The organism is Rhodococcus sp. T9N (assembly GCF_024436645.1).
Lineage (GTDB): Bacteria > Actinomycetota > Actinomycetes > Mycobacteriales > Mycobacteriaceae > Rhodococcus_F > Rhodococcus_F qingshengii.
Window position 1 is genome coordinate 114205 of sequence record NZ_JAMSKS010000009.1, and the last position, 13265, is coordinate 127469.

Consider the following 13265-nt stretch of genomic DNA (forward strand, 5'->3'; position numbering starts at 1 on the left):
TCATGACACGAGTCAAGCCAGCGAGACTGATTGCCGCACTGGCAGTCTTGATCCTCGGAGTCGTCGAATTCGAATTGGCGGTCAACACCACCGGTGGTCAGATCGTCGACCAACAACTCATGGTGGGCGCGGCCACCTCCGAACGCCTCAGCGTGTTCTCCGCCGAGTTCATCGGCCTCGTCACCCCGATACTGATAGTGGGAGGAGTGCTCGTGGCGCTCATGATCACATTGCGCAACAACCCGATTGCGCTAGCTTTACGCGTCGTCGTCGTGACCCTCGGTCCCATCACGACGGCCTGGGTTCTCAAACAATCGCTGGATCGACCGGACCTGAACGGTCTGGTGATGCACAATTCCTTCCCCAGCGGCACTTTGACGGCCATAGCTGCTCTGGTCTGCGCGATCGTGATCGTCACGCCCTCGAGGTGGCGGGCGGTCGTTGCGGTCAACGGTGCGCTGATCACCATCGGAACCGCGATCTCGGTAGTCGTGCTGCAATGGCACCGCCCGAGCGACGTGATCGGTGCACTACTGCTCGTCGGCTGCTACACCCTCGCTGTGTCGGCATTTCCGTTGAACACCAGCGTCGCCCGGCATGCGGTGCTGGCAGACTCAGGCAACGAGCGACTCTCGCGAGTGTGACCCCTGTACCCTTGGCTGACCGAGATTTCTCCGACCGCAGAAGGCCCCTGATCATGGCGAGTCCAAGGTGAGCTCATGGTGAGCATTCTTTTCATAGAAGACGATCCAGCCGTGGCCGAGGCAATCACGTTGGGACTGAACCGACTCGGGCACAACGTCAGCCATCGCCCCGACGGTAACGGTGATTTCGACGACGCCCTGGGTGCCACGGACCTCGTCCTGCTCGACCTCGGGCTGCCGGGTGCCGACGGTTACGAGATCTGCCGACGTATCCGCACCCGAAGTTCGATCCCGATCATCATTCTGACCGCCCGATCCGACGACATCGACACCGTCGCCGGCCTGGAAGCCGGTGCCGACGACTACGTCGTCAAACCGGCCAGTCCGCGCGTCCTCGACGCTCGTATCAAAGCCGTCGTGCGGCGCTCGGCACCGGCAACGACGCGCCCGGATGCGACGCCGGGTGCAGAGACGTTCGGCGACCTGGAATTGGATCGGTCGTCGCTGCAGGTCCGCAAGGCCGGGATGCTGCTGACCCTCACCCCGACCGAACTCCGACTGATCCTGGCGCTGACCGAGAACCCCGGACAGGTCCTGAGCCGCCGACAGTTGTTGTCCGCAGCCTGGGACCAGGAGTATCTGGGTGATTCCAGAATCGTCGATGCAGCAGTGCAGCGGCTGCGCGGAAAGATCGAGGACGACCCGGCCGCACCGACCGTCATCGAAACGGTGCGCGGGTTCGGGTATCGCTTCAACACCAGCCCAGCCCGATGAAACCGACCTGGCTTCAGGTCGACGGTCTGCGAACCAGGCTCGTGCTCGTGTTCATCGCAATCGTCGTGATCATCGCCGGGGCAACCGCGGGTGTCGTCTCGTTCATGGCACGGTCGTGGATCTATTCCAACGCTCAGGATGTCGCGACCGCACAATTTCGCGACGAACTGCAATACGTCAACGGAACACCGGTAGACGAGTTGACGCCTGCCAACCTCCAACAGATCTTCCAGTCCGACATGACGCTGATCGTCGACGGCGAAGTCATCCGTCAAGGATCCGTGGATGCGGCGACCATTCCGCCCAGCTTCGACGAAGGTTTGGACAGTCCGAAGCTGATCCGTTTCGAGAGGCTCGACTCCCAGCGCATCATGTTGGGAATGTCCGTCAATGTCGTGGACATGAGCACGGACGACAGCTACGACAACGAGACATTGGTCAAAGCCGTCACCATCCAGCCGCTGGTAGGAGTGCAGGACAAGTTCGACGACCTGCTTCGAGCTGTCGGCCTCACCCTCGCCGCCGGTGTGTTGGTGAGCGGACTACTCGGGCTGTGGATCGCGTCGACGCTTGTCCGTCCGCTCAAACGCCTGGACAAGGCGGCCGCCCGCGCTGCCGACGGCGACCTCAGCGTCCGACTCCCCGAAGACGGAGTAGCCGAACTCGCCCAGGTCACAACAACGTTCAACAGCATGGTCGCTCGCAACGAAGCGGTCATCCGAGGTCTGGAAGAATCGGAAGAGCAGTCGAGAAGGTTTGTCGCCGACGTCTCCCACGAGCTCCGGACGCCGCTCGCAGCACTGGTGCCGGTCAGTGAGATCCTCCGTGAAGAGATCCCCAATCTTCCGCCCGACGCCGCCGCTGCCGCGCGCATCGTGAGCAGTGAGATCGGCAAGCTCACTCGACTTGTCGAAGACCTCATCGAAATGTCTCGCCACGACTCTCAGCAAGCGCACCTCGTCCTCGACGACGTCGACCTCGTCGAATTGACCGAGCGCACACTCGAGAGCCGCGGATGGACAGACACCGTCGAACTGCGCGCACCCGAAAGTGTCAGCGCCAGAGTCGATTCGCGTCGGATCGACATTGTCGTCGCCAACCTCGTCGGAAATGCACTGCGCCACGGAGCGCCCCCGGTTCGCGTCGAGTTGAGCGTCGAATCCGGTTTCTCCGTCATCACCGTCGTCGACCACGGCCCCGGCATCTCACCCGAAGACCGGCAGGCGATCTTTCGGCGGTTCTACAAGGTCGACACCGCGCGCGGACGCAGCGAGGGCAGCGGACTCGGACTCTCGCTCGCCGTCGAGAACGTGCACTTGCACGGCGGCACCATCGGCGTGGACCAGGTGGATGGTCGCACGGTCTTCACGGTTCGCCTGCCCCGTCGCTGACCCCTTCCCGAGCGAACGTACCTTTCGGCGCACCCAAGGCGATCGTCGTACCGTTCGCTCGAAAAGGGGTGGGCACTTCGCACCCTGAACCGTCCGCGTTTGACCAAATAGTGGGATTCTGGTTTCAACATGTGAAACCACGCGAGTAGCGTCGGCATCGTCGAACAGCGTAGAGATCGGAGGGCACCATGACGCAGGCGTCGCGGCTGGAAAAGACGGCCGTCTCCCCGAAGGCGTGGACGATGCTCGGAATCGGCGTCGCAGCCCAGGCCGCAGGCACCGTCTTCGTCAGCACCCCCGCCTTTTTGATCCCGCTGCTGCATTCCGAGCACGGCCTCTCGTTGACGCAGGCCGGAACTCTGGCCGCTGCACCCACTTTCGGCATGGTTCTCACGCTGGTGGCGTGGGGAGCGATGGCTGACAGATTCGGCGAGAAATGGGTCATCTCCATCGGGCTCGGCCTGACGGCGATCGCCGCGCTGGCCGCGACCACCACCGACAACTACACCCTCCTCGGGATCGCATTTCTGCTGGGCGGAATGGCTGCGGCGAGCACCAACGCTGCCAGTGGACGTGTTGTGGTCGGCTGGTTTCCCAAGGATCGGCGCGGCCTTGCGATGGGAATCCGGCAGATGTCACAGCCCCTGGGCGTGACCATCGCGTCGCTGACCATCCCGACTCTCGCTGCGAACGTAGGAATCGGTTCGGCCGTCGGACTGTCGGTAGCTCTCAACGGCGTTCTCGCCCTGATCTGCGCCGTCGCATTGATCAATCCCCCGCGGCCGGCGGCGCGGCCCACAGACATCCCGGTCGAAACGGTAAATCCTTATCGCTCGAACTGGTTCCTGTGGCGCATTCACGTCGTCTCGGCACTGCTGGTGTTTCCGCAGTTCACCCTCTCGACATTCGGTCTGGTCTGGCTGATCAGCGAGCAAGGATGGGACGCTGCGCCCGCTGGGCTCCTGATCGGGATCTCCCAGTTCGTGGGTGCACTCGGACGCATCGTTGTCGGCATCTGGAGTGATCGCGCCGGAAGCAGAGTAGGCCCGCTGCGGTTGGTTGCCGTCTCCGCGTCTGCGGTCATGTTGGCAATGGCGGCAGCCGGCGCAGCGCCTTGGGGCGTTCCCGCCTTGATCCTGCTGCTGGCAACCACTATCAGCGTCGCCGACAACGGTTTGGCATTCACTTCCGTGGCCGAAGCTGCCGGGCCGAAATGGCAAGGAAAAGCATTGGGCGCACAGAACACCGGGCAGTTCATTGCCGCGTCAGCAGTGGGCCCGGTGGTCGGTGCGCTGATCGGCGCGGTCGGCTACCCGCTCGCCTTCGCGATAGTCGCGGCATTTCCCGCCGCAGCAATTCCCTTGGTGCCCAGCCGCGATCGCGACATCAGCGTCTAGTCCCTCATCGGATTCGGTTGCACTGCAGGTCCCGTCAGATCACAATGCGGCTTGCAGGCAACCGAATCCGCTTCCTGAACAGGCTCTACTGTCGGAGTTCGGATCAGCGTCGCGGCGATCGCTGCACCGACCAACAGCAGTGCCACACAGATGTACATCGCGTACCGGAACCCGTCGGAGAAACTCGTCGGATCGACCAGACTTTCGGCGTCGATACCCACGAGGGCAGGCAAGGCCGCGACGGCAAGAAGTTGGCTCGTGCGAGCAACGGCATTGTTCACACCGGATGCGATTCCGGACTGCTCCACCGGTACCGAACCAAGCACCGCGGCGGTCAACGGCGCGACCATCACCGCCAGGCCGAGCCCGAACACCAGAACTCCCGGCAGCACGACGGTCAGGTACGACGCATACGGGCCGATCCGCGTCATCAACACCAACCCCACCGCGGCAACGGCGGGCCCGACCGTCATCGGCAACCGCGGTCCGTGCGTCTGCGCGTAACTGCCCGCGCGCGAAGACAACAGCAGCAATGCCAAGGTGATCGGTACCGTTGCGACGCCGGCAGCCACCGGCGAGTACCCGGCAACCAATTGCAGTTGCAGCACGAGCAGGAAGAACACACCGCCCAGCGCCGCATAGACCGCAAGGGTCACCAGATTAGCCGCGACGAACATCCGCGAGCGGAACAGGGACGGCGGCACAAGGGCACTCGGTGAGCGTCGTTCCACCACAACGAACAGGCAGAGCGCGATCACTCCGATCAGCCCGACTATCGGGTTGACCTCGATCAGCCCGTACGTCAGTGCGCCGAGACCGACTACTGCGCAGGCAGATCCGACCACGTCCAGGTGCTCGGGCGGATGCGGGTCGCGGCTCTCCGGTACATGGCGCACCGCTGCCCACACCACGACGATCGCCAGCGGGATATTGAGCAGGAATACCGATCGCCATCCCGCCACTTCCACCAGCCAACCACCGAAAAGCGGTCCGATGGCGCCGGCAACACCACCTAAACCCGACCACAATCCGATTGCCGCGCCGCGGTCCTCCTCACGAAGTGACGCGGAGATGATGGCAAGGCTGCCAGGTGTCAAGAGCGCAGCTCCCACTCCCTGCAGGATTCGTGCAATCACCAGAAACGTGATGTCAGGTGCAATTCCGCAGAGCAACGACGCGACCGCGAACCAGACCGTCCCCCACACGAATACCCGTCGCCGACCCCAACGATCACCGAGGGCTCCCCCGAGCAGAATCAGCGACGCCAAGGCCAAGGTGTAACCGCTGAGCGTCCACTGCAGTCCGGCGACACCGGAACCCAGTTCTTCACCGATGTGAGGAAGAGCAATGTTGACGACGGTGCCGTCGAGGAGAGCCATGCTCGAGCCGAGAACGGTGGCGGCGACAACCCAACGCCCACGCTTCGACGCGAGCGCCAGTGGTTCCGTCATCGGTCCATGGTGCGCCTTCACACGCAATCGCGAAAGAGCGCGCGGGAATTCAGTCGATCTGGCGGCGATGTGCCCAACGCGTCAACGCATTGCGATTGGACTGCTGAGTCTTTCGCAGGACGTTCGATGCGTGAGTCTCGACCGTCTTCACGGAAATCACCAGGTCCTCGGCGATTTCACGGTAAGTGTACCCACGTGCCAGCAATCTGAGCACTTCGAGTTCTCGCGGAGTCAGCGAGTCGAGTTCCGGATCGAGTTGCGGCTCGGGTGCGTTGGAACGCCCGGTGAAGGAGTCCAGTACGAAGCCTGCCAGGCGAGGCCCGAACACTGCGTCACCACCGGCAACGCGTCGTACACCCTCGGCCAGTTCGGATCCCGAGATCGTCTTGGTCACGTACCCGCGCGCACCGCCGCGGATCACCGCGATCACGTCCTCGGCCGCATCGGAAACGCTGAGCGCCAAGCACACCGGGCCGGAATCGATTCCGCGCAGAACTGCCACTCCACCACCGTCAGGCATGTGGACATCGAGCAGAACGACATGCGGTTTCGTCGAGTTGATACCCGCGATCGCCTCAGCGACGCCACCGGCTTCACCGACTACGTCCATGTCTGCCTCGCGCGAGAGTTCCGCCCTCACCCCGGAGCGGAACACTGCATGATCGTCGACAAGAAATACGCGGTACGGGGGCGGCGCAAGCGAAGTCACTGGGGCTGTTCCTCGGGGTTGTCGACACGGTCAGCAGTCTGGTCCCACTTTAGAGCAGAGTCACCGAGCGGCATGTGCACGCGGATCTCGGTGCCCTTTCCGATGTCGGATCGAACCACGACGCGGCCACCCCGTCGCTCGATGCGACCACGAATCGACTTGGCCAAACCCTGACGGTCCTCCGGCACCGCATTGACGTCGAATCCGACTCCGCGATCACGAACGAACACACTGACCTGGTCGCCCTCGACCTCGGCGAAAAGATTGATTTCCTTCTCCCCCGAGTGCTTTGCCGAGTTCACGAGAGCTTCACGCGTCGCACCGAGGAGCGCGGTGAACGCTTCCTTGGGCAGACCGTTCTCGACGCCTTCGCCTTCGAGTTGTACGTCGCCGACCGTGACGGGGCGGACCGTGACGCCATGCTGGTCCTCCACTTCACCGGCGATGATCTTCAGACCTTCGGTCAGGCTCGTGTGGTCGATATCCCCGCCGCTGAACAACCACTTGCGCAGCTCACGTTCCTGACCACGGGCCAGGCGCGCCACCTCTTGCGGATTGTCGGACTGCTTCTGAATCAGCGCCAACGTCTGAAGTACGGAGTCGTGCAGATGCGAGGCGATCTCTTCACGTTCGTCGTTGCGAATTCGGGCCGCACGCTCGGCGCCGAGAGCCCTCCACATCCGCAGCCACAGCGGCACCGTCAACAAACCGACACCGATCAGCGTCACCACCACGGCCAGCAGGGACGAGCGCAGTGCTTCGAGGTCGACCTGAGCGAGGACGACGACGCCGAGACCCAAGATGATCAAGGTCGCTCCCCCGACCACCCGCGCCCACGTGAGAACGGTAGGCCGCTGCGGCAAGCCGATGACGGTCCGGGGACCGTCGGAGTCGAACTCGCGCCACACCAAAGCGGCACCGATCGCGACGACGAAGAACGGTGCGAGCACCGAACCCGCCGTGCCGCTGAACAGCCAGGACAACGCGGCTGCGCCGCCCAATCCGAGTGCGATCAAGCCGTACGCCCGCTGCCGCTCGGCCGCGGACGGCTTCTGGGTGTCCGTGCCGGCTGAGGTGAAGATCCAGAGGGCGCCGTAAATCACGATGCCGGATCCGGCCATCGCCGCCAGAATCGCGAAGGCGACTCGAACCTTCAGGACGTCGATCCCGAGATGATCGGCGATACCGCCTGCAACACCGGCGACGATGCGACCGCCGGAGCGCCGCTCCAGCTTTCGCAATGGAACACCGCCCGGGATGGGCACACCCTTCTTCATGGGTACGGCATGCACCGGTACCCCGTTGACGGGCGGGCCTCCCGTGAACCCGGGAGCGGGACCGCTCACGAACGGCGGATCTGACAGATATTGCACATAGTCGATACTGGCACGAACCACTCGCACTCACATCAGGGTCCAACCCTGAATCAGGGCGGCGCCCCTGGCCCCGATCGTCACAAAGATCAGGGTTGGCCCTGATGCGCGGAGGCCGCCCCGGAAGCCAGGATTGATTCATGAACAATCCGACTTTCCAAGAACAGATCCAGGATCTGTGGCGGACCCGCCCCGTGCGTCTGCCGGCACAAGGTCACGTGGCCGGGGTATGCGCCGGAATCGGATACCGGTACGGCATCGACCCCATTCTGGTACGTGTCGCGTTTGTGGCCTCCACTATTTTCGGCGGCTCAGGCATCCTTCTCTACCTCGCCGGGTGGTTGGTGCTCGCCCGCGCCGGTGACGGATCGTCCCCCGCACAGTCGTTGATGGGCCGCGGACACAGCTCCGATTCCAGCACCAAGACCATCGTCTTGTTGGTGGCTCTCGCCATCGCGGCTACGACCGTCGGGCCTGTCGGCGTCGGCCTGGGTGGTTCCGGTCTGATCGGGTTGATTCTGATGGTCGGAGGCCTGTGGCTGCTCTACCAACGAGCGCCGGTCCCGCCTGCGCTGCCACAGAGCACGTCACCGTACGTCGGCGCGGGTACCGCGTATCCAGGCACGGGATTCACGCCCGGGCCGTTCACTCCCGGATACTTCGCACCCAATCAGCCGCCCGTGTACACGCCGTACACAAAACTCCCCGACAGCTACGTGCCCGAGGAACGGCCGGCCGAACAGTCACCGCAATCTCAGGCCGATCATCCGACGATCAACCTGTCGAAGGACCCGAGCGCTTCAGCCGCCGCCAATCCGACCGAGGTGATCGGCGAGGCCGCCATCACACCGCCCTCCTGGGATCCGCTCGGTGTCGCTCCGTTCGCCTGGGATCTCCCGGACCCGGCAGTCAAAGCCACGCCGCTGCTGCCTTTGCCACCACGTAAGCGTCGCTCGCGATGGACGCTGACAGTGCTCGGACTCGCGATCATCGTCGCCGCCGTCACCGGGGCAGCGGGCGCGGCAACCGGCAACGAGTGGTTCACTCCGGGCCGAGTCGGTGCTGTCGGACTCGCCGTCATCGCGCTCGGCCTGATCCTCGGGGCATTCTTCCGCAAGGGGTACGGCCTGCTGGTCGTCACCGGACCGCTCGTGGGTTTCGTGCTTCTCGCCTCGTTGGTCTACCCGATCGATTTCGACGCCTCGGGTGAGCAAAGATGGACTCCGGCAACCGCTTCCGAGTTGGATCCGTCGTACTCGGGAGCCTTCGGAAGCTTCACTCTCGACCTCAACGGGGTCAAGTTCACCGAGGACAAGACCATCGACGTCGCGGCGTCGTTCGGCGAGTTCGTCGTCATGGTGCCACCAACCGTCAACGTCAAGAACAGCTGCACCGTCGTCATGGGTGACGGATCAGGTTGCCTCGACGGCGGAATACACCCGGGCCGTGATGTGACACCGGATTCGCCCACACTGACCATCAACGCCAAAGCTACGTTCGGCAGTCTGAAGGTGACGCAATCATGAGCGACTACGACGAGACCACAGAGCACGACGAGACCCGAGAATCCAAGCGCCCCTCGGCACTTCTGCTGATCGCCGGACTGGCCGCACTTCTGGTCAGTGTGTGGGCGTTGGTCGGGCCGTTCTCCCTGGCGCCGGCAGCGAACATTCAATTCCGTTGGCTGTTCGTCGGTGCCGCCGTCGTGGCAGGACTACTGCTGGTGATTCTGCCGAATCGGCGCAACCGGAAGTAAAACTGCTGTGCGCCTTTATTAACCGCGGGGGGTTAATAAAGGCGCACAGTTGTTTTTACTCCCACTCGATAGTTCCCGGCGGCTTGCTCGTCACGTCGAGGACTACGCGGTTCACGTCCGCAACCTCGTTGGTGATTCGAGTCGAGATGCGCTCGAGGGTCTCGTACGGCAGACGCGTCCAGTCCGCGGTCATCGCGTCTTCACTCGAGACCGGACGCAGCACGATCGGATGACCGTACGTCCGGCCGTCACCCTGCACGCCCACGCTTCGGACGTCGGCAAGGAGAACGACCGGGCACTGCCAGATGGTTCCGTCCAAGCCTGCAGACGTAAGCTCTTCGCGCGCAATGGAATCTGCCTGACGCAAGATCTCGAGGCGATCGCGGGTGACCTCACCGATGATGCGGATACCGAGTCCGGGACCGGGGAACGGCTGGCGTCCGACGATCTCTTCGGGCAGGCCGAGTTCGCGGCCCACTGCACGGACCTCGTCCTTGAACAGCAGACGCAACGGTTCGACCAACTTGAACTGCAGGTCTTCCGGCAGCCCGCCGACATTGTGGTGGCTCTTGATGTTTGCAGTTCCCGTGCCGCCGCCCGACTCCACGACATCCGGGTAGAGCGTGCCCTGGACGAGGAAGTCGACGGTCGCACCATGAGATGCGTTCTCGCCCAGAACATCACTGACTGCGCCTTCGAAGCTGCGGATGAACTCGCGGCCGATGATCTTGCGCTTGGTCTCGGGATCGGTGACGCCTGCCAACTCACCGATGAAGGTGTCCGCGGCATCCACGGTGATCAGACGAGCGCCGGTTGCCGCGACAAAATCCTGCTCGACCTGCGTGCGCTCACCGGCTCGCATCAAACCGTGATCGACGAAGACGCATGTCAACCGGTCGCCGATTGCGCGCTGAACCAAAGCCGCAGCGACAGCGGAGTCGACGCCACCGGACAGACCGCAGATGGCGTGTCCGTCTCCGACCTGCTCGCGAACCTGCTCGATCAGCGCATCGGCGATGTTCGACGCCGTCCACGCTGCCGGAATACCGGCAATCTCGTGCAGGAAGCGGCTCAGGACCTGCTGACCGTGCGGGGAATGCAGAACCTCAGGGTGGTACTGCACACCGGCGAGCTTGCGGGCGCGGTCCTCGAACGCCGCGACGGGAGCACCGTCGCTGGTCGCGGTCACCTCGAAGCCGGAAGGCGCTTCGGTGACGGCGTCACCGTGGCTCATCCATACCGGCTGCGTCGAGGGAAGACCGTCGTGGAGCAATCCGCCGGATACCGCGATGTCGGTACGGCCGTATTCGCGGGTACCGGTCTCGGCGACGGTGCCGCCCAGGGCGCCTGCCATTGCCTGGAATCCGTAGCAGATTCCGAAAACCGGAATGTCGTGATCGAACAGTGCGGAATCAAGCTTGGGAGCACCGTCTGCGTAGACACTCGAGGGCCCACCCGAGAGCACAACAGCCAAGGGGTTCTTGGCCACGATCTCCTCGACGGTCGTGGTGTGCGGAATCACCTCCGAGTAGACCTTGGCTTCGCGAACTCGCCGTGCGATCAACTGCGCGTACTGCGCCCCGAAGTCGACGACAAGAACTGGTCTCTGCTGCTCGATATCTGCCACAGGTGCAGTCTAATCGCCGCAGCCAGCGCTTCTGCGCATGCATGGACTCAGCCCGCTACTCGGCCGAGCGAGCGCGAGGTACGTCACTACAAAGGCCGCCCCTCAGAACTGCGCGGCGACCTCGCGCGGATCTAGACCACCGTCCAGGTCAACGGCGCCCCAATCACCCGCACCTTAGCTTCGGCAATCAATTCGGCAGCATCATCGCAGGCCAGAGCCCGAAATGGACGAAGGGTGAATTTTCTGGACGTTTGACCGATTCGCCTGAACCAAACGTCCAGTAAAGGTAATCTCGCCCGTCAAGTGATCAGGATCACGATCGCAAACGGCCGGCGCCGCCGAACGGCGCTCACCTCGAGGAGGACCTGTGCGTCGATTCATACGACGACTCGCCATACCTGTCGCGGCTGTGACGGCTGCCGCCGGACTTCTAGTCCTCGGCACGCTGGCCACTGCTGACGAAGCCCCGCCGACCACTTTCACCGGCACGACCGACAACCTGATCTTCACGAAGAGTGTCATCGGGAACGCGGCAGTTCACCCAGGCGACACCGTCACGTACAAGACCGAGATCAAGCACAACGAAAGCGGCATCGAACGGTCGATCGCAAAGATCCGTGACATCCCGCCCGCAGGATTCGTCCTCGTGCCGGGCAGCGCCAAGGCCACCTACCTGGGTGTGACCAACCGGGCCACGATCAGCAACGAATCAGACGGCGGAGTCTCCGCGAAGTGCTCGAGCGGCTGCACCTTCCTGGTCGGTGGATTCGTCGTCAAGAAGAACCAACCCGTCACACTGGAAGCGACCTACACGGTCCCCGTCGGCACAGCATTCGGGACGTACGACAGCGGCATGCTCTTCGACGTCAACGCCTTCAGCACACAGCAGGGCCTCAACCCGATCAACGTCAACGTCCAGGTAGTCGACCCGTCTGTCGCCACCGGAACCACACTGGTTGCACCGGCAACGGCGAAGGTCGGCACGCCGGTCGACCTGACCGCGACAGTTGCGCCGTCCGACGCGAGCGGCACCGTCCAGTTCAAGGACGGCGGCAACGACATCGGCTCACCGGTCCCGGTTTCGGGCGGTAGCGCCACCCTCTCCCACACTTTCGACAGCGTCGGCGCCCACGACATCACCGCCGCGTACAACGCCGGTCCGGGATTCCACAGCTCGACCTCCGGAGTCCAGACCGTCGACGTCTCCGCGGACACCACCACCACGATCTCGGCCCCGAACGCCGCGCTGGTAGGTGACAGCATCACCGTGAGCGCTGTCGTCACACCGGCAAACGCCGTGGGCACGGTGCAGTTCAAAGACGGCGAGACCAACCTCGGCGCACCGGTGGCTGTAGTCAACGGGACGGCTTCCCTGACCCGCAGCTACGACGCTTCGGGCACCCACAGCTTCACCGCAGTGTTCACCGGCGAGGCCGGTTACGGCGATTCCGTCTCCACCGCAACCCAACTCGACGTCAGCGATCCCGACTGGGGAACCACGACCACAGTTGTCGAACCACTCACCGCTGTTGTCGGTGAACCGACCAACCTCTCGGCCACCGTCTCCCCCATCCCGAGCAGCGGAACCGTGACGTTCAAGGTCGACGGCGCCGAGATCGGTACCGCACCGGTCGGCACGGGTGACGGTGTCGCGATCCTCCCGCACACCTTCGCATCAGCGGGCGCTGCAGCCGTGACGGCAGAGTTCTCCGGCGGAACCGGATTCATCGGCTCCACGTCCACGTCGTTCACGGTGAACGTGACCGATCCCGAACCCGCTCGCGCCGACACCACGACGTCTCTGACCGTCAGCGGCTCGGCTCAGGTCGGAAAGGCATTGCAGCTCAAGGCCACCGTCGCACCCGGAACAGCAAACGGAATGATCCAGTTCAAGTCGGGCACGACGCCCATCGGCGCACCCGTTGCCGTCGTCAACGGCGTCGCGACACTCACGCACACCTTCGACGACGAGGGAACGTTCGGCCTCACTGCCAACTTCGTCGGCGACGCCGGTTGGAAGAACTCCGTCTCCGGCCCGACGGTCGTGCAGGTCGGCACCGCACCGACAGACGGCGGCGGCACCGGAAGCGTGGATACCGGTTCGCTCAGCGGCCTCATCCCGCTCTTCGGAAGCTAGTCCCCC

11 protein-coding genes are annotated in these 13265 nt (G+C 63.7%); 7 read left to right on the plus strand and 4 right to left on the minus strand.

Translation table 11 applies throughout. From position 1 onward, the window contains the following. Nucleotides 1-2: 2 nt before the first annotated feature. From M1L53_RS16700 to M1L53_RS16715, 4 genes are all read left to right on the plus strand, one after another. Nucleotides 3-644, plus strand: coding sequence for a phosphatase PAP2 family protein (locus tag M1L53_RS16700; RefSeq protein WP_042449719.1), 642 nt, complete (start codon nucleotides 3-5; stop codon nucleotides 642-644). Nucleotides 645-719: 75 nt separating this feature from the next. Next, on the plus strand, nucleotides 720-1418 hold the full coding sequence (locus tag M1L53_RS16705) for a response regulator transcription factor (RefSeq protein WP_003940940.1): 699 nt from the start codon (nucleotides 720-722) through the stop codon (nucleotides 1416-1418). Beyond that, the gene (locus M1L53_RS16710; RefSeq protein ID WP_054188128.1) at nucleotides 1415-2809 is read left to right on the plus strand and encodes a cell wall metabolism sensor histidine kinase WalK; all 1395 of its coding nucleotides are present in this window, start codon (nucleotides 1415-1417) and stop codon (nucleotides 2807-2809) included. The genes M1L53_RS16705 and M1L53_RS16710 overlap by 4 nt, the downstream gene beginning before the upstream one ends. A gap of 188 nt (nucleotides 2810-2997) precedes the next feature. Continuing rightward, nucleotides 2998-4206, plus strand: a complete 1209-nt coding sequence (locus tag M1L53_RS16715; RefSeq protein ID WP_030535124.1) for an MFS transporter — start codon at nucleotides 2998-3000, stop codon at nucleotides 4204-4206. Here M1L53_RS16715 and M1L53_RS16720 read toward each other — a convergent pair. From M1L53_RS16720 to M1L53_RS16730, 3 genes are read right to left on the minus strand one after another with little or no spacing between them, the layout of a single operon-like run. Beyond that, a complete protein-coding gene (locus M1L53_RS16720) occupies nucleotides 4203-5657 on the minus strand; it encodes an MFS transporter (RefSeq protein WP_054188174.1) in 1455 nt (484 codons plus the stop codon). The genes M1L53_RS16715 and M1L53_RS16720 overlap by 4 nt on opposite strands. 49 nt (nucleotides 5658-5706) lie before the next feature. Continuing rightward, nucleotides 5707-6366 carry a response regulator transcription factor gene (locus M1L53_RS16725; protein ID WP_003940972.1) on the minus strand — a complete coding sequence of 220 codons (660 nt, stop codon included), beginning with the start codon at nucleotides 6364-6366 and terminating at the stop codon, nucleotides 5707-5709. Then, a complete protein-coding gene (locus M1L53_RS16730; RefSeq protein WP_037125680.1) occupies nucleotides 6363-7643 on the minus strand; it encodes an ATP-binding protein in 1281 nt (426 codons plus the stop codon). The genes M1L53_RS16725 and M1L53_RS16730 overlap by 4 nt, the downstream gene beginning before the upstream one ends. A 236-nt stretch (nucleotides 7644-7879) precedes the next feature. On the opposite strand from M1L53_RS16730, the gene M1L53_RS16735 reads away from it, so the two are divergent. Both M1L53_RS16735 and M1L53_RS16740 read left to right on the plus strand, forming a co-directional pair. Next, nucleotides 7880-9265, plus strand: coding sequence for a PspC domain-containing protein (locus tag M1L53_RS16735; RefSeq protein WP_054188127.1), 1386 nt, complete (start codon nucleotides 7880-7882; stop codon nucleotides 9263-9265). After that, nucleotides 9262-9495, plus strand: a complete 234-nt coding sequence (locus M1L53_RS16740) for a hypothetical protein (RefSeq protein WP_042926362.1) — start codon at nucleotides 9262-9264, stop codon at nucleotides 9493-9495. The genes M1L53_RS16735 and M1L53_RS16740 overlap by 4 nt, the downstream gene beginning before the upstream one ends. A 55-nt stretch (nucleotides 9496-9550) precedes the next feature. On the opposite strand, the gene guaA is transcribed toward M1L53_RS16740, so the two are convergent. Then, nucleotides 9551-11122 (minus strand): glutamine-hydrolyzing GMP synthase, encoded by a 1572-nt coding sequence (guaA, locus tag M1L53_RS16745; protein ID WP_054188126.1) that lies wholly within the window; start codon nucleotides 11120-11122, stop codon nucleotides 9551-9553. A 367-nt stretch (nucleotides 11123-11489) separates the two neighbouring features. Here guaA and M1L53_RS16750 point away from each other — a divergent pair, with 367 nt between their 5' ends. Next, nucleotides 11490-13259, plus strand: a complete 1770-nt coding sequence (locus tag M1L53_RS16750; RefSeq protein WP_054188125.1) for an Ig-like domain-containing protein — start codon at nucleotides 11490-11492, stop codon at nucleotides 13257-13259. Nucleotides 13260-13265 lie beyond the last annotated feature (6 nt).

What these genes read in the sequence shown, in the direction of transcription:
- M1L53_RS16700 (WP_042449719.1), top strand. Translation starts at nt 3, where the DNA reads ATGACACGAGTCAAGCCAGCGAGACTGATTGCCGCACTGGCAGTCTTG.
- M1L53_RS16705 (WP_003940940.1), top strand. Translation starts at nt 720, where the DNA reads ATGGTGAGCATTCTTTTCATAGAAGACGATCCAGCCGTGGCCGAGGCA.
- M1L53_RS16710 (WP_054188128.1), top strand. Translation starts at nt 1,415, where the DNA reads ATGAAACCGACCTGGCTTCAGGTCGACGGTCTGCGAACCAGGCTCGTG.
- M1L53_RS16715 (WP_030535124.1), top strand. Translation starts at nt 2,998, where the DNA reads ATGACGCAGGCGTCGCGGCTGGAAAAGACGGCCGTCTCCCCGAAGGCG.
- M1L53_RS16720 (WP_054188174.1), bottom strand. Translation starts at nt 5,657, where the DNA reads ATGACGGAACCACTGGCGCTCGCGTCGAAGCGTGGGCGTTGGGTTGTC.
- M1L53_RS16730 (WP_037125680.1), bottom strand. Translation starts at nt 7,643, where the DNA reads ATGAAGAAGGGTGTGCCCATCCCGGGCGGTGTTCCATTGCGAAAGCTG.
- M1L53_RS16735 (WP_054188127.1), top strand. Translation starts at nt 7,880, where the DNA reads ATGAACAATCCGACTTTCCAAGAACAGATCCAGGATCTGTGGCGGACC.
- M1L53_RS16740 (WP_042926362.1), top strand. Translation starts at nt 9,262, where the DNA reads ATGAGCGACTACGACGAGACCACAGAGCACGACGAGACCCGAGAATCC.